Raw genomic sequence first — 15,375 nt, forward strand, 5'->3', positions numbered from 1 at the left:
AAGCGGAAACCTCGGGCCATTCACGCCTTTCACTCGGCTACCCGGCGGTTTTCCGTAGGTTGTGTAACAGCGTCCGGCGCGTCCCGGCCCGGCGGATAGCATCGCCGCATCATGAGGAGAACGCTCACGGTCGTGCTCGCCGGGCTGGCCCTGACCGGATGCGGGACGCCCGGGGCCGGGCTGCGCGTCGAGGGCCGGGCCGAGGACGTGCGGGCGTCGACACCGCCGGTGGCGGACGGCAGCCCCACGGTCGACGAGGTCCGCGTGCTCCGCGACGACCCTGGCGTCGGCCACCGCATCAAGGCCGCGGTGGCCCGCCCCTGCGCGAACGGCGCGTTCCGCGGCTGGTACCCGGTGTACACGCGCTACGCCACGGTCGGCGGCGCGGGCACGGTCGTGCTGATGGACGTCGCCGGCTGCGAGGACCACACCGCCTGCGGCGGCACGCTGGGAGCGTTCGTCTACCGCCTGGACGAGGGACGCCCCGAGCGGGTCTTCGGCACCGAGGAGGCGGGCGGCCGGGTCACGGCGGACGGCACCGGCCTCCGCCTGGAACGTCCGGTGTTCAACCCCGGCGACGACGAGCCGTGCCCGAGCACGACCCGCGCGACACCGCTGCGCTGGGACGGCACCCGGTTCGCGGAGGCCGGCCGGTGAGCCACGTGCTCCTCGTCGAGGACGACGACGTGATCAGGGAGACGACCCAGCTCACCCTTGAACGCGACGGCTTCCGCGTGACCGCCTCCGCCGACGGCCGCGCGGCCCTGGACGCCTTCCACGCCGAACGTCCCGACCTGGCCCTCCTCGACGTGATGCTCCCCGGCCTCAACGGCGTGAGCCTGTGCCGTCGCATCCGCGAGGCGAGCCTCATCCCGGTGATCATGGTGTCCGCGCGGGACGACCCGGTGGACATCATCGTGGGCCTGGAGGCGGGCGCCGACGACTACGTCACCAAGCCGTTCGACGGCGCCGTCCTGACCGCCCGCATCCGCGCCCAACTCAGGCGCGCGGGACAGCCGACCCGACCGACCGGAGTCCGCCGCTTCGGCGACGTCGAGATCGACCCGGACGGCGTGCAGGTCCGCCGCGCGGGGAAGATCGTCGCGCTGACCCCCACCGAGATGAAGCTCATGCTCCGGTTCGCCGAGTCCCCCGGCACGGTCCTGACCCGGGACGTCCTGCTCGCGAACGTCTGGGAGTACGAGGCGGGCGGCGACACGCGCCTCGTCGACGTGCACGTCCAGCGCCTCCGCAACAAGATCGGCGCCGACCGCATCGAGACCGTCCGGGGGTTCGGCTACAAGCTGCGGAACACCGAATGAGCCTGCGCTGGAAGATCTCCGCGGTGATCGCCCTGGTCAGCACGGCCGCGGCGGTGGCGCTCAGCCTGACCGTGCACATCGCGTTCGCCCGCCGCCAGGCCGACGAGGCGCGCCGCCTCCAAACAGAGCGCCTCGACCTCGTCCTGCGCGAGTACGCCCGCACCGGCGCCCCGGCCTTCGGCGGCACCCTCGACGACCCCGACCTCCCCCCGGAACTCCGCAGAGCCGCCGCCCGCGGCAACCACGCCACGCTCCTGGACGGCGACACGATCTGGGCGGCGGCCCCGGCCGGCGGCAGCGTGCTCTCCCTCGCGTCCACCTATGAGGACCGCCGCGCACAACTCGCGTCCCTCGACCGGGTCCTGCTCTTCGGCTCCCTCGCCGTCGTCGCCTGCGGGACGGGCGCCGGCGTCCTGATCGGCGCGCGGCTCTCGTCCCGCCTCCGCCGCGCCGCCGCGGCGGCCCGCCAGGTGGCGGACGGCGAGCACGGCACCCGGGTCGGCGACGCGGTCGGCGACCGGGCCCGCGACGAGACCGCCGACCTCGCCCGCGCGGTGGACGCGATGGCGACCGCCCTCCAGGCCCGCCTGGACGCCGAGCGCCGCGTCACCGCCGACATCGCGCACGAGCTCCGCACACCCCTGACCGGCCTCACCACCGCGGCGGAACTCCTCCCGCCGAGCCGTCCCGCCGAACTGGTGCGGGACCGGGTCGGCGCGCTCCGCGGCCTGGTCGAGGACGTCCTGGAGGTCGCCCGCCTGGACACCGCCACCGAACGCGCCGACCTGTCCGAGGTGCCCCTCGGCGCGTTCACGTCCCGCCGCGTCCGGGCCCTGACCCCCGACGCCCAGGTCAACGTGCTCACCGACACGGTCGTGGCAACCGACCCCCTGCGCCTCGAACGCATCCTGACCAACGTCCTGGCCAACGCGACCCGCCACGGCGCCCACCCGATCGAGGTGGAGGTGGACGGCCCGACGATCACGATCCGCGACCATGGCCCGGGCTTCCTCGACGACCTCCTCCAGGAGGGCCCGACCCGCTTCCGCAAGGGCTCCGCCGAAACCCCGGGCGGCCACGGCCTAGGCCTGACCATCGCCAAGGGCCAGGCAGCCGTCCTAGGCGCCACCCTGACCCTCACCAACCACCGAACAGGCGGCGCCCAAGTAACGATCCACCTCCCAGACCGTCCATAAGACCGTCGCCGCATCGACGGTCAGCACCGTGATCTCCTCGGCGACCCGGTCGAGGAACCGGTCGACGCCGGGGACCGTCGCATGGCGAGCCTTGACCGGGTCGGCCGTCACACCGAGCACTTCGGCGGGCACGGAACGCCCGGTGCCTGGCCCTTGGGGAACAGCAGGCCGCCTGCCGGCTTCGTGATCTTCATCTTTCCTCCCTTCGCGGCCGGGCGGCCCGGAGGATTCGTCTGGCGGTGCTCTGGATGTGGACCTCGTCGGGGCCGTCGTAGACGCGGGCCTCGCGGGCGTGCCGGTACATGCGGGAGAGCGGGGTGTCGTCGGTGAGGCCGGCGGCGCCGTGCACCTGGACGGCGCGGTCGACGACGTTGTGCAGCATGCGGGCCCCGACGACCTTGATCGCGCCGATCTCGATGCGGGCTTGGCCGCCCGCGTCGATCTGCTCGGCGGCCTGGAGGGTGAGCAGGCGGGACGCCTGGATCTCGGTGTAGGAGTCGAAGACGTGCTGCTGCATGAGCTGCTTCGCCGCGAGCGGCTCGCCGAACGCGACGCGGGTGCCGAGGCGGTCGCACATCAGCTCGAAGGCGCGCTGGGCCTGGCCGAGCCAGCGCATGCAGTGGAAGATGCGGCCGGGGCCGAGGCGCTCCTGGGCGATGACGAAGCCGTGCCCGCGCGGGCCGAGCAGGTTCCCGGCCGGGACGCGGACGTCGTCGTAGGCGACCTCGTAGTGGCCGCCGTTCAGGCCGAGGACGGGCGTCTCCCGGACGATCCGGTACCCCGGCGTGTCCGTCGGCACGACGATCATGCTGAAGGACAGGTGCGGGGGCGTCCCCTCGGGTTCGGTGCGGCACATGACCGTGGTGTAGGCGGCCTGGGCGGCGCCCGTGGTGAACCACTTGCGGCCGCTGATGACCCAGTGGTCGCCGTCCAGGACGGCCCTGGTCTGCAACTGGGTGGGGTCAGAGCCGGCGTGGTCGGGCTCGGTCATCGCGAAGCTCGGAGAGATTTCGCCCGCGACCAAGGGGGCGAGGTATCGCTCACGCCATTGAGGGCTCGCGTACTTGTGGAGCATCAGCGAGTCCTGGAGGGTGAACGTGCCGAGGACGAGCTGGCCCCACTCGCTGCGTCCCTGGACCTCGTTCACGTACACGTAGTCGAGGAAGGGCATGCCCCCGCCGCCCAGTTCGGCGGGGTGGCCGAGGGCCCACAGCCCCTCGGCCTTGGCTTCATGCCGCAGTTGGAGGAGCAGGTCGCGGTCGCCGGCGTTGAGCGCGGGTTCCGCCGGCTCGACGCGTTCGGTCATGAAGGCGTGGACTGCGTCGCGGACGTCCCGGACGCGGTCCGGCACGGGGAACAGCATCAGCCCGCGCCGGTCAGGTCGGCGGAGATGTCGCGATTGCCGTAGCCCTCCGGCGCGGCGACCTCGACGACCGGCTCGGGACGGTCGTCGAACTCCAGCCGCAGCGCCCGCGACATCGTCGCGTGCATGTCGTACATGCAGGTGATGTAGGTGAGCTGGAGGATCTCGTTGTCGGGGAGGTGCTTCTTCAGAACATCGAAGACGGCGTCGGGCGTCCGGCCGCCGTCCAGGACGAGGCAGTCGGTGTAGGCGAGGACGGCGCGTTCGAGGGGCGAGTAGCAGTCGGCGGTCTGCCAGTGCGGGATCGACTCGATCTTCTCCTCGGGCATGCCGAGCGCCCGCATCTGCTTGCAGTGCTGGGAGAAGACGAACTGGCTGCCGCGCGCCCAGCCCGCCCGGCACTGGCCCAGCTCGCGCAGGACGGGGTCGAGGTCGGCGTTCCGGTACAGGGCGAAGCCGCGGACCGCGTGCCGGAACACGTCCGGGGACTGGGCGAACACCGTCCACCAGTCGCCGGGCGATCCGGTCGCGGTGCCGTGGTCGACGGCCGGGTCGCGGTCGGGGGCGAACAGGTGGTCGTAGAAGAAGAGGATGCGCTCGTCGGTGACTTCGGCGCGCGGAACCTCACGCAGTCGCGGCATGCGTTTCCTTCCGGGTGGTCCGGTCGGCGCCGGTCTTGGGTTCGTGGGAGACGTCGGACTCGTCGAACGTCCGCGTCCAGCAGGCGAATTCGAGAAGAATCCCGTCCGGGTCCTGGAAATAGAACGACCGGACGAAGACGCCGTCGTGGACGTCGCGAGAAACACCGGCCGGACTGTCGTCGTGGTTCAGGATCGGGCTGACGGTGACGCCCTTCTCCTTCAGTCGCCGCCGGTAGTCCTCGAACTTGTCGACGGGGACGTGGAACGCCACATGGTTCATCGACCCGACCGCGCTGAGCAGTTCGCCCTGCTCGGGACGGCCCGCGGGCGCGGAGACCCCGGGGACGCCGTCGGGCGCGTCCGGGAACCAGAAGAACGCCACGCAGTCGCCGCCGCCGCAGTCGAAGAAGAAGTGCTGGCCCATTCCGCCCGGCAGGTCGAGCGTCTTGATGAGCGGCATTCCGAGGACGCCGGAGTAGAAGTCGATGGTGCGCTTCATGTCGGACGACACCAGCGCCAGATGGTTGATGCCGCCGAGTTCGAACTCGGTGTTCATGGGACCTCCTCGAACAGGGCGGCGGTGCGCCCAGAAGTTGACTTGACAGTCATATCAACTTGCTCGATGCTCGGATACTGTTCCCGCGAACATCGGGCTGTCAACCCCTGGCGAGAGGAACCACGGCGATGCCGAGCCGCGACGACCCCGGCGGCCCGCCGCTCACCGAGCGCGGCGCGCGGACCAGGGAGCGCCTCGTGGCCGCGGCGCGCGAGGTGTTCGAGGAGCGCGGCTTCCCGGAGACCCGCGTCGCGCACATCACCCGGCACGCGGGCGTCGCGTACGGGTCCTTCTACACCTACTTCCCGTCCAAGGAAGCGGTGTTCCTGGAGGTCGCCGACCGGCTGTTCGAGGAGATGACGCGGCAGGACCTCGTCCCGTCCGCCGGCCCGTCCCCCGCCGCCCGCATCCGCCGCGCCAACCGCGCCTACTACGAGGCGTACCGGCGCAACGCGAAGATGATGGCGATCATCGAGCAGGTCGCGACCTTCAACGAGGAGTTCCAGCGGCTGCGGCGCAAGCACCGGGCCACCCAGGTGGGACGGTCCGCACGGGCGATCGCGCGCTGGCAGCGCGAGGGGCTCGTCCCGTCCGACCTGGACGCGGAGATGGCCGCCCGCGCCCTCGGCGCGATGGTCGACCACTCCCTGTACCTGTGGCTCGTCCAGAGCGACGACCCGCCCGGCACCGAACGCCTCCTCGACACCCTCGACGCGCTCAGCGTCCGCGCCCTCGGCCTGCCGTCCCAGCTAGGAGACCCGTGGAACTCGCCGACCGCCTCATGACCGCCATCACCTCCGCCCAGCGCGCGGCCCGCGCATGAACGCCCTGGAGACCGCGCTCGCCGGACGGCTGGGCGCGCCGGTCACCGGGCTCCGGCGGCTGTCGGGCGGCGCGAGCCGCGAGACGTGGTCGTTCGACGCGGGCGGCCGCCCGCTGATCCTGCGCCGCGACCCGCCCGCGGTCCTCGACCCCACCGCAATGGCGCGCGAGGCCGCGCTGCTCGCCTCCGCCGCGGACGCCGGCGTCCCCGTGCCCCGCCTCGTCGGCCACGGCGACGACCTGGAGGGCACGGCCTACCTGGTCATGGAGCGGCTGGCGGGCGAGACGATCCCCCGCCGGCTCCTGCGCGACGACCGCTTCGCCGCCGTCCGTCCGGGCCTCGCCCGCGAGCTGGGCGGCATCCTGGCCCGGCTGCACGCGATGGCGCCCGTCCCCGGCCTGCCGGACGACGACCCCCTCACCGCGCTCAAAGCCCTGTACTCGACGTTCGAGATGCGGCCCGCCGTCGAGCTGGCCCTGCGCTGGCTGGACGACCGGCGTCCGCCCGCGTCGGGCCGCCGGACGGTCGTGCACGGCGACTTCCGCAACGGCAACCTGATGATCGGCACGGGCGGCGTGACGGGCGTCCTGGACTGGGAGCTCGCCCACCTCGGCGACCCGGCCGAGGATCTCGGCTGGCTCTGCGTGAAGGCGTGGCGCTTCGGGTCGCCGCATCCCGTCGGCGGGTTCGGTCCCCGTGACGACCTCCTCGCCGGGTACGCCGCCGCCGGCGGCACCCCGCCCACCCCCGAGGAACTCCACTGGTGGGAGGTGTACGGGACGCTCCGCTGGCTGATCCTGTGCCGCCACCAGGCCGAGCGCTACCTGAGCGGCTCCGACCGGTCGATCGAGTACGCCGTCCTGGGGCGGCGGGTCTGCGAGCAGGAACACGACCTCCTCCTCGCGATGGGCCTGACGGAACCGGTGACCGTCCAAGACCCCCTGGAGAACGCGCAAGCACCGGACGCATCACCCCACGACCAGCCGGACGCGCACGCCCTCATCGACGCCGCCGGCGGTTTCCTGGCCACGGCCGAGCAACCCGACGACCGTCTGCGCTTCCACGCCCGCGTCGCAGCCGCCGCGCTCCGCATAGCCCGCCGGGAACTCCTGCTGGCCGAAGCCCACGGGGCCGCCCACGAGAACCGCCTGAAAGCCCTGGACTGCGGAACCGACATCGCGCTTGCGAAGGCCATCCGTGAAGGCACCCTCGACGCCCGGATGGACGAGGTGATCGCCACCGTCCGCGCCACGGTGATCGACAAACTCACGGTGGCCAACCCGCGCCACCTCTCCCTCCCCGGCTGACCGGAATCCGGCCTTCGAGGACGCAGGCCGACCTGCACGAGAGGAGCCGATCCTCTTGTAGCGGAACCAGGGGTGGTTTCGGCGCATCTGTACCTCTAAGGTCGCTCGATCAGGGGGTAGAAAGTGAAGCGTTCCGCATCGTTCCTCTCGGTACTCGCGGTGGGCGGGGCATTGTTGATCACCGGATGCCAGAGCAACTCGCACTCGTGCGTCAACGGGAAATGCCATGTGACGGTGAACGGCGCCGGGCAGACCGTGGAGATCAACGACGTGGACGTCACCGTCTCGGAGATCTCCGCGCAGGGCATGACCGTCTCCGCCGGAGGTTCGGCGCCCGCCACCATCGGGAACGGGCAGAGTTCGCGGGTCGGGCCGGTCACGATCACGATCACGTCGATCGAGGGCGAGAAGGTCAAGTTCGACCTGAGCTGAGGCTTGACCCTCACATCGATGTGAGGGCGTAGCGTCGTCCCCGGCCGAAGGAGGCGGGGATGGCAGGAGCAGTGATCATCGGTGCCGGTCCGGGCATCGGACGGGCGGTGGCCCGCAGGTTCGCCCGGGAGGGGCTGCCGGTCGGGCTCGTCGCGCGGAACGAGGGGGCGCTGCGGGACGAGGCCCGGGCGGTCGCGTCCGATGGAGCGGACGTGGTCGCGCGACCGGCGGACGCGACCGACGAGGTCGCGCTGCGCGCCGCGCTCGACGAGATCGCCGGCAAGCACGGCACACCGGACGTCGTCGTCTACAACGCGGCGCTCATCAGGCCGGACGGCCCGAGAGACCTGTCGGTCCAGGGCCACATGGAGGCCTGGGCGGTGAACGTGGCCGGGGCGGCCGTCGCCGCCGCCCACGTCGCGCCCGCGATGGCGGAACGGGGGCGTGGAACGTTCCTCATCACCGGCGGGATGCCGGAGCCGAAGCGTCGGTACGTGAGCCTGTCGCTGGGCAAGGCGGGGGTGCGGACGCTGGTCGAGCTGCTCCACCAGGAGTACGGGCCGTCCGGCGTGCACGTCGCGAGCGTCACCGTGGCGGGCACGGTCGCGCCGGGGACGGACTTCGACCCCGACGACATCGCCGAGCACTACTGGCGGCTCCACACGCAGGAGCGGGACGAGTGGGAGCGCGAGGCGTACCACGGCCCCTAGAACGGGCCGGCACGTCCGAGAAGGGCGGATGCGGGCCTGCCGAGCAGTTCGGCCAGCCACAGGCCCGTTTCTGATACCCGGACCAGGTCGATCCCGGTTTCGACGCCGGTGCGGTGGAGGGCGTAGAGAAGGTCCTCGGTGGCGATGTTCCCGGTGGCCGCCGGCGCGAAGGGGCAGCCGCCGAAGCCGCCGGTGCTCGCGTCCAGCGTCGCGGCGCCCTCGTCCAGGGCGGTGAGCGCGTTCGCGTAGCCGGTGTTCCGCGTGTTGTGGAAGTGGAAGCGCAGCGGCGTGCCGGGGGCGGCGTCGCGGACGCGGCGGGACAGGTCGCGGACCTCGGACGGGACGCCGACCCCGACCGTGTCGGCGAGGGCGATCTCGACGGCGCCGGACGCGGCGGCGCGGCGGGCGATGTCGGCCACGCGGCCGGGCGGCGTGTCGCCCTCGAAGGGACAGCCGAACGCGGTCGCGATGGTCATCCCGGCGGGTATGCCCGCGTCGGCGGCGGCAGCGGCGATGCCGTCCCAGGCGTCCAGCATCTCGGACGTGGTGCACCCCTGGTTGCGGACGCAGAACGTGTCGGACGCCGGTATGGCCACGTTGATCTCGTCCACGCCCGCCTCCAGCGCGCGGTCCAGGCCGCGGCGGTTGAGGACCAGCCCGCTGTAGGAGACGCCCTCGCGGCGGGGCACGCCCGCCATGACCTCCTCGGCTCCCGCCATCTGCGGGACGCGCTCGGGATGGACGAACGAGACGGCCTCGACGCGGCGCACGCCCGCGTCCACGCAGCGCGTGACGAAGGCGATCCGGTCGTCGGGCGAGAGCACGCGGTCCTCGTTCTGCAGGCCGTCGCGAGGGCCGACCTCCAGCACAGTTGTATGCAATCCGACTCACTTCTTGCGGGATTGTCCGTTGTCGGCACTATATTGCATGCAAACAGCGCCCAGAAGGGCTGCGGGCGAGGAGGATGATGAGCACCGAGGCGCTCGGCGATCTGCGGGTCGTGGAGATGGGGCAGCTGCTGGCCGGGCCGTTCTGCGGCCAGTTGCTCGGCGACTTCGGCGCCGAGGTCGTCAAGATCGAACCACCCGGCGCCGGGGACCCGATGCGCGAGTGGGGGCGGGAGAAGCCCCACGGCATGTCGCTGTGGTGGCCGATCCTCGCGCGCAACAAGAAGTCGGTGACCCTGAACCTGCGCACACCGGAAGGGCAGGCACTCGCCCGCCGGCTCATCGCCCAGGCGGACGTGCTGGTGGAGAACTTCCGTCCCGGAACCCTCGAACGCTGGGGCCTCGCGCCCGCCGACCTCCACGCCGAGAACCCGCGGCTGATCATCACCCGCGTCACCGGCTACGGGCAGGACGGCCCGTACGCGCCGCGCGCCGGGTTCGGCTCGATCGGGGAGGCGATGGGCGGCATCCGGTACGTGACCGGCGATCCGGACAGGCCGCCGTCCCGCGCGGGCATCTCCCTCGGGGACGAGCTGGCCGGCACGTTCGCCGCCCTCGGCACCCTCGTCGCGCTGCACGCCCGGCACCGGACCGGACGCGGCCAGATCGTCGACTCGGCCCTGTACGAGGCGGTGCTGGCGATGATGGAGTCGCTCGTCCCGGAATGGGAGATCGCCGGCTACCAGCGGGAGCGCACCGGTTCCGTGCTGCCGAACGTCGCGCCCAGCAACGTCTACCCGACGAAGGACGGACCCGTCCTCATCGCCGCGAACCGGGACACGATCTGGCGCCGCCTGGCCGCGCTCATGGGACGTCCCGAACTGGCCGACGACGAGCGCTACGCCACGCACGGCGCCCGCGGCGCCAACGCCGAGGAGCTGGACGACCTCATCGGCGCCTGGACGGCCGCCCAGGAGTCGGCTCCCCTCCTGGAACTCCTCCACGACAACGGCATCCCGGCCGGGCTCACGTACCGCGCCAAGGACATGCTCGCCGACCCGCACTACAGGGCCCGCGAGGCGATCATCCGGATGGCGCATCCCGAGTTCGGCGACTTCCCGATGCACAACGTCTTCCCGAAGCTGTCCGAGACGCCGGGCGAGGTCCGCTCGCTTGGCCCTGCGCTCGGCCGGCACAACGTGGAGATCTACGGCGGCCTCGGCCTGACCCCCGAGCAGATCGCCGCACTGGAGGCCACCGGGACGATCTGACCCGCGGACGGGCGCCGGTGGCCGTGTGAGCGGATTGTGAGCGCCGCCCGGCAGCCTCGGCGCCATGGACTACGCATTCCAGGCGGAGGGCCTGGTCAAACGATTCGGAAAGACGACCGCGCTGGCCGGGGTGGACCTGGCCGCGCGGCCCGGCACGGTCCTCGGCGTCCTCGGCCCGAACGGCGCGGGCAAGACGACCGCCGTGCGGATCCTCGCCACGCTCCTGCGGCCGGACGGCGGCAGGGCGGAGGTCTGCGGGCTCGACGTCGTCCGCGACGCCGCCAGGGTGCGGGAGCTGGCCGGCCTCACCGGCCAGTACGCGTCGGTGGACGAGGACCTCACCGCGACGGAGAACCTCGTCCTCATCGGGCGGCTCCTCGACATGCGCAAGGCGGACGCGCGGGCCCGCGCCGCCGAGCTGCTGGACCGCTTCGAGCTGACCGACGACGCCGGGCGCCGCGTGTCCACGTACTCCGGCGGCATGCGGCGCCGCCTCGACCTGGCCGCGAGCATGATGGGACGTCCCGCCGTGATCTACCTGGACGAGCCGACGACGGGCCTCGACCCGGGCCGGCGGGAGGAGGCCTGGCGGCTGATCCGGTCGATGACCACCGGCGGCGGGACCGTGCTGCTGACCACCCAGTACATGGAGGAGGCCGACGCGCTCGCCGACGAGATCACCGTCATCGACCGCGGAACCGTGATCGCCGCGGGCACCCCGGCCGAGCTGAAACGGGTCGCGGGCGGGCAGACGATCGCCGTCCGGCCGCGCGACCCCGGCCGGCTCGCCGAGGTCACCGCCATCCTGCGGGAGGTGTCGGGACGCGAGGTCGAGCCGCCCCGCCGGGACGTCGTCACGGTGCCGGTCACGGGGGACGCCGCGTTCACCGAGACCGTGCGGCGCCTGGCTGCGGCCGGCATCTCCGTCACCGAGCTGTCCCTCCGGCTGCCCAGCCTCGACGAGGTGTTCTTCACCCTGACCGGCCACCACGCGGAGAGGGAGGCCGCATGACCGAGATCGCTCTGCGGCCCGCGGCCGGCGCGGCGGCGCGGCCCCGCCACCGGCTCGTCCGGCACAGCCTGCTGCTGGCCGGGCGCAGCCTGACGAAGACGCGGCGCAACCCCGGCGTGCTCCTGGACGCGCTGTTCATGCCGATCATCTTCCTGCTGCTGTTCGTGTACCTGTTCGGCGGCGCGGTGTCCGGCTCCACGCACGCCTACCTGCAGTACGTCTTCCCGGGCGTGCTGGTGATGACCATGCTCCTCGCCGGGATGCTGGCGACCGGGCTGAGCATCAACACCGACATCAAGAAGGGCGTCTTCGACCGTTTCCGGAGCCTGCCGATCGGACGTTCCGCGCCGCTGACCGGCATCGTCCTCGGCGACATGATCCGGTACGTCGTCGCCGCCGTCGTGCTGTTCGCGACCGGCTACCTGCTGGGCTTCCGCGTCCAGACCGACGCGGCGTCGGCGGTCGCCGCGGCCGGGCTCGCGACCGTGCTCGGGTTCTCGCTGGGGTGGCTCAACGTGCTCATCGGCGTGCTGATCAGGGAGGAGGTCATCGTGCAGACGGTGGCGTTCCTCGGGATCTTCCCGCTGGCGTTCGGGACGACCATGGTCGTCCCGGCGGACACGCTGCCGGGCTGGCTCCGGGCCTGGGTCGAGGTCAACCCGGTCAGCCACGCCGTGGACGCCGCGCGCGGGCTGCTGCTCGGCGGGCCCGTCGCGCATCCGGCGGCGATGACGCTGCTGTGGTCGGCGGGGTTCCTGGCGGTCTTCGGGCCGCTCGCCGTGTACGCCTACCGGCGGCGCAGCTGATCGTCGAGCAGGGCGAGCGCGCCGGCCACGTCCAGCCTGCGGCCGCGGTCGACGGCGGCGCGGTGGGCGTGCTCGCCCAGGGCCTTCCGGATGCGTCCGGCCACCTGCGCGACGTCGGGGTTGTGCGCATCGGACGAGCCGCGCAGGACGGACGCGGCGCCGAGCACCTCCGCCGCGCCCTCCGGGTCGGCGACGGCGCGCAACCGGGCCACCGCGTATCCGGCGACGGCCGCGATCGGCATGTCGGGCGAGTCGACGGCGAGGGCGAGCGCCCTTCGCAGATGGTCGTGCGCCGCGTCCGGCTCGCCCCGTCCCATGGCCATCTGGGCGTGCGCCGCCTCCAGCAGTGAGCGGTACTGCGGGTAGGCCCGCACCCGGCCGATCTCCCGTCCGGCGGCGGCGTAGTGCTCGCGGGCCTCGTCCGCGGCACCTGCGTGGCGGGCGAGGTCGCCGAGCGCCAGCCGGGCGGGGACGAGGTGGCGGGACGGGGTCCCGGCGCCCGGCTCGATCATCGCGGCGAGCTCGTCGCGGGCGCGCCGCACGTCGCCGGACCGGGCACGGGCCACGGCGAGCATCACCCGCTGCATGCCGGCGGCGTCGTCCTGCCCCAGCTCGCGCAGCAGCCCGATCGACTCCTCCAGCGCGGTGGCGGCCCCGGCGAAGTCCCCGGCGACGGTCTGCGTCTCGGCCCCGAACGTGAGCACGAGCGCCAGCCCGGCCCGCTCACCGGCCTCCCGGAAACCCCGCCGGGCGGCGGCGATGTCGTCGCCGGCCTGCCCCATCTCGCCGCGGTTGCCGTTCAGCATCGCCCGCATCAGCCGCAGCGCCGCGCGCGCCCACGGGTCGTCGTCCGGCGGGCGCCGGTCGATCGCCGCCACTCCGGCGGCGTTGTCGCCGGTGAGCAGGGCGGCGGCGGGCTCGGCCAGCGCGGCCAGCGGATGGCGCGCGTCCCGCGGCCGTTCACCGATCAGCGGGTCGTCCCGGGCGTCGCCGCCCGCGAGGACGGTGTTGAACGCGTAACCGCCCAGCGCGGCGTCCTCTCCCGGGACGGGCGACCGCCGCGGCACCCGCAGCACCTGCCGCAGCCTGCGCGCCGCCTCGGCGTGATCGCCCTGGATCATCCAGAACGTGGCGAGCGCGGCTCCCAACCGGACGGCCGGCTCGGCGTCCCCGGCGTCCACGGCGTGCTGCAGCGCGGTGTGGAGGTTGTCGCGTTCCGCCGTGAGCAGGCGGACCCACTCCAGCTGGCCGGATCCCCGCAGGTGCGGTTCCGCCCGCTCGGCCAGTTCGAGGAAGCAGCGGACATACTCGGCCCGGACGCGGCCCGTCTCGTCCGCCAGCCGCTCCCGCCCGTACTCGCGGATCGTCTCCAGCATCCGGAACCGCGGCTCGGAATCGTCCACGACCTGGAGAAGCGAACGGTCCACGAGGGATTCGAGCAGCTCCAGAGACCGCCCGGCCCCGGTCACCCGGGCCGCGCTCTCCGGCGTGATCGTCCCGGGGAACACCGAGAGGCGCTCGGCGAACCGGCGTTCCCCGGCGGGCAGCAGATCCCAGCTCCAGGCGACGACGGCGCGCAGGGTCCGGTGCCGGGGCAAGGCGGTCCTCGGCCCGCCGGTCAGCACCCGGAACCGGTCGTCCAGCCGCGCGGCCAGCCGCTCGGGCGACATGGACCGCAGCCGCGCCGCGGCCAGCTCGATCGCCAGCGGCAACCCGTCCAGCCGGCGGCAGATCTCGCCCACGACGTCGCCCCGCACCGTGAACCCGGGCCGGACGGCCGCCGCGCGCTCGGCGAACAGCTCCACCGACGCCGACGCCAGGCCGTCCTCCCCCGGCCCGGGGACGTCGAGCGGCGGCACCGGGCAGAGCGCCTCGCCGTCGACGCCGAGGCGCTCCCGGCTCGTCGCGAGGACGCGGAGGCCGGGGCAGGCGGCGAGCAGGCCGTCCGCCAGCCGGGCCGCGGCCTCGACTACGTGCTCGCAGTTGTCCAGGACGATCAGCGTCTCGTCGGTGGACAGCGCCTCCACCAGCCGGCCCGCCCCGTCCCGCAGGCCGAGCACGCCCGCGACCGCGTGGACCACCTCGTCCGGCTCGTCGATCACCGCCAGCTCCACCAGCCAGACCCCGCCCGGGTACCGCCCGGCCAGGTCGGCGGCGACCTGCGTCGCGAGCCGGGTCTTGCCCGCCCCGCCGGGCCCGACGAGCGTGACGAGGCGCCCCTCCCAGAGCCGCCGCGCGATCCACGCGCGCTCGTCCTCCCGTCCGACGAAGCTGGTCGGCGGCACCCGCAGGTTGCCGCGCACCCGTTCCCGCGGGGCGGACCGCAGGACGCCCAGGTAGGCGTCCCGCAGCTCCCGCCCCGGATCGGTCCCCAGCTCCTCGGCGAGCACGCCCCTGAACCGCTCGAACACCGCCAGCGCCTCGGCCGGCCGTCCCGCCCGGTGCAGGGCCTGGACCAGCAGGGCCCTGCACCGTTCCCGCAGCGGATGGCGCGCCGCCAGCTCCTCCAGCTCCGCGACCGACCGCGCCGGCTCGGCACCGGCGACCAGGTCGGCGGCGATCCGGTCCTCGGTGGCCGAGAGCCGGAGCGCCTCGTACCGGACAGCCGCGGCGTCCGCGAACGGCAGCCCGGAGGCGTCCGCGAGCGCGTCGCCCCGCCACAGCTCCAGCGCCTCGCGCAACCGCTCGACGGCGCACCGCGCGTCCCCGTCGCGCAGCGCCCGGCCGCCCTCCCGGGCGAGCCGCTCGAACTCCGGCGCGTCCACGTCCGCGTCCAGGACATAACCGCCGGGCACCGACCGGATCCGCCCCTCGGGCAGGCACCGCCGCAGGCGCGAGACGAGCGCGTGCAGCGCATGCACCCGATCTCCGGGGCCGCCGTCCGGCCACAGCGCCCGGACGAGCGACTCGGCGGTCACCGCCCGCCCCTCTTCGAGCGCCAACCTGATCAGCAGCGCCCGCAGGCGAGCCCCGCCGACCACGACGTCACGCCCGCGGTCCGTGACCGTCAGCGGCCCAAGGATCCCAACCCGCACGCCTCAACTCTGCC

Annotated in this window: 15 protein-coding genes; 10 read left to right on the forward strand and 5 right to left on the reverse strand. The window is 73.4% G+C overall.

Features of this window, described 5'->3' with window-relative positions; genetic code table 11:
• Window positions 1-111: 111 nt before the first annotated feature.
• Genes K8Z49_RS27220 through K8Z49_RS27230 form a run of 3 tightly spaced genes read left to right on the forward strand, consistent with a single transcriptional unit; the run spans window position 112 to window position 2,518 of the window.
• Window positions 112-657: a hypothetical protein gene (locus K8Z49_RS27220; RefSeq protein WP_256255687.1), complete on the forward strand. Its 546-nt coding sequence runs from the start codon at window positions 112-114 to the stop codon at window positions 655-657.
• Window positions 654-1,322: a two-component system response regulator CseB gene (gene cseB / locus K8Z49_RS27225; RefSeq protein WP_024934213.1), complete on the forward strand. Its 669-nt coding sequence runs from the start codon at window positions 654-656 to the stop codon at window positions 1,320-1,322. Before K8Z49_RS27220 ends, cseB begins: the two co-directional genes overlap by 4 nt.
• Window positions 1,319-2,518, forward strand: coding sequence for a sensor histidine kinase (locus tag K8Z49_RS27230; RefSeq protein WP_412515551.1), 1,200 nt, complete (start codon window positions 1,319-1,321; stop codon window positions 2,516-2,518). The genes cseB and K8Z49_RS27230 overlap by 4 nt, the downstream gene beginning before the upstream one ends.
• Window positions 2,519-2,708: 190 nt before the next feature.
• Here the strand turns inward: K8Z49_RS27230 and K8Z49_RS27235 are convergent, their stop codons facing one another.
• The 3 genes from K8Z49_RS27235 to K8Z49_RS27245 are packed head-to-tail and all read right to left on the reverse strand — an operon-like array spanning window position 2,709 to window position 5,078.
• The gene (locus K8Z49_RS27235) at window positions 2,709-3,869 is read right to left on the reverse strand and encodes an acyl-CoA dehydrogenase family protein (RefSeq protein WP_412515552.1); all 1,161 of its coding nucleotides are present in this window, start codon (window positions 3,867-3,869) and stop codon (window positions 2,709-2,711) included.
• 11 nt (window positions 3,870-3,880) lie between these two features.
• Window positions 3,881-4,522 carry a carboxymuconolactone decarboxylase family protein gene (locus tag K8Z49_RS27240; protein WP_111830792.1) on the reverse strand — a complete coding sequence of 214 codons (642 nt, stop codon included), beginning with the start codon at window positions 4,520-4,522 and terminating at the stop codon, window positions 3,881-3,883.
• Window positions 4,506-5,078: a VOC family protein gene (locus tag K8Z49_RS27245; protein ID WP_021596683.1), complete on the reverse strand. Its 573-nt coding sequence runs from the start codon at window positions 5,076-5,078 to the stop codon at window positions 4,506-4,508. Before K8Z49_RS27245 ends, K8Z49_RS27240 begins: the two co-directional genes overlap by 17 nt.
• A 128-nt stretch (window positions 5,079-5,206) precedes the next feature.
• Here K8Z49_RS27245 and K8Z49_RS27250 point away from each other — a divergent pair, with 128 nt between their 5' ends.
• The 4 genes from K8Z49_RS27250 to K8Z49_RS27265 all read left to right on the forward strand — a co-directional run bounded on the left by K8Z49_RS27250 (window position 5,207) and on the right by K8Z49_RS27265 (window position 8,350).
• Window positions 5,207-5,863 carry a TetR/AcrR family transcriptional regulator gene (locus K8Z49_RS27250; protein ID WP_021596684.1) on the forward strand — a complete coding sequence of 219 codons (657 nt, stop codon included), beginning with the start codon at window positions 5,207-5,209 and terminating at the stop codon, window positions 5,861-5,863.
• 34 nt (window positions 5,864-5,897) lie between these two features.
• Window positions 5,898-7,208 carry a phosphotransferase gene (locus K8Z49_RS27255; protein WP_412515553.1) on the forward strand — a complete coding sequence of 437 codons (1,311 nt, stop codon included), beginning with the start codon at window positions 5,898-5,900 and terminating at the stop codon, window positions 7,206-7,208.
• 123 nt (window positions 7,209-7,331) lie between these two features.
• Window positions 7,332-7,640 carry a hypothetical protein gene (locus tag K8Z49_RS27260; RefSeq protein ID WP_412515554.1) on the forward strand — a complete coding sequence of 103 codons (309 nt, stop codon included), beginning with the start codon at window positions 7,332-7,334 and terminating at the stop codon, window positions 7,638-7,640.
• A gap of 59 nt (window positions 7,641-7,699) precedes the next feature.
• The gene (locus K8Z49_RS27265; RefSeq protein ID WP_412515555.1) at window positions 7,700-8,350 is read left to right on the forward strand and encodes an SDR family NAD(P)-dependent oxidoreductase; all 651 of its coding nucleotides are present in this window, start codon (window positions 7,700-7,702) and stop codon (window positions 8,348-8,350) included.
• On the opposite strand, the gene K8Z49_RS27270 is transcribed toward K8Z49_RS27265, so the two are convergent.
• Window positions 8,347-9,219, reverse strand: coding sequence for a hydroxymethylglutaryl-CoA lyase (locus K8Z49_RS27270; RefSeq protein ID WP_021596688.1), 873 nt, complete (start codon window positions 9,217-9,219; stop codon window positions 8,347-8,349). The two genes, K8Z49_RS27265 and K8Z49_RS27270, sit on opposite strands and share 4 nt — an antisense overlap.
• 98 nt (window positions 9,220-9,317) lie before the next feature.
• Between K8Z49_RS27270 and K8Z49_RS27275 the strand changes: the two genes are divergently transcribed.
• The 3 genes from K8Z49_RS27275 (at window position 9,318) to K8Z49_RS27285 (ending at window position 12,326) form a co-directional block, all read left to right on the forward strand.
• Entirely contained in the window at window positions 9,318-10,508 is a 1,191-nt protein-coding gene (locus K8Z49_RS27275; protein ID WP_412515556.1) for a CaiB/BaiF CoA transferase family protein, read from the forward strand.
• 64 nt (window positions 10,509-10,572) lie between these two features.
• On the forward strand, window positions 10,573-11,520 hold the full coding sequence (locus K8Z49_RS27280; protein ID WP_075025044.1) for an ATP-binding cassette domain-containing protein: 948 nt from the start codon (window positions 10,573-10,575) through the stop codon (window positions 11,518-11,520).
• A complete protein-coding gene (locus tag K8Z49_RS27285; RefSeq protein ID WP_075025043.1) occupies window positions 11,517-12,326 on the forward strand; it encodes an ABC transporter permease in 810 nt (269 codons plus the stop codon). The genes K8Z49_RS27280 and K8Z49_RS27285 overlap by 4 nt, the downstream gene beginning before the upstream one ends.
• Here K8Z49_RS27285 and K8Z49_RS27290 read toward each other — a convergent pair.
• Window positions 12,308-15,361 carry a BTAD domain-containing putative transcriptional regulator gene (locus tag K8Z49_RS27290; protein ID WP_412515557.1) on the reverse strand — a complete coding sequence of 1,018 codons (3,054 nt, stop codon included), beginning with the start codon at window positions 15,359-15,361 and terminating at the stop codon, window positions 12,308-12,310. The genes K8Z49_RS27285 and K8Z49_RS27290 overlap by 19 nt on opposite strands.
• Between the last annotated feature and the right edge of the window lie 14 nt (window positions 15,362-15,375).

This window comes from Actinomadura madurae (assembly GCF_047130825.1).
GTDB lineage: Bacteria > Actinomycetota > Actinomycetes > Streptosporangiales > Streptosporangiaceae > Spirillospora > Spirillospora madurae.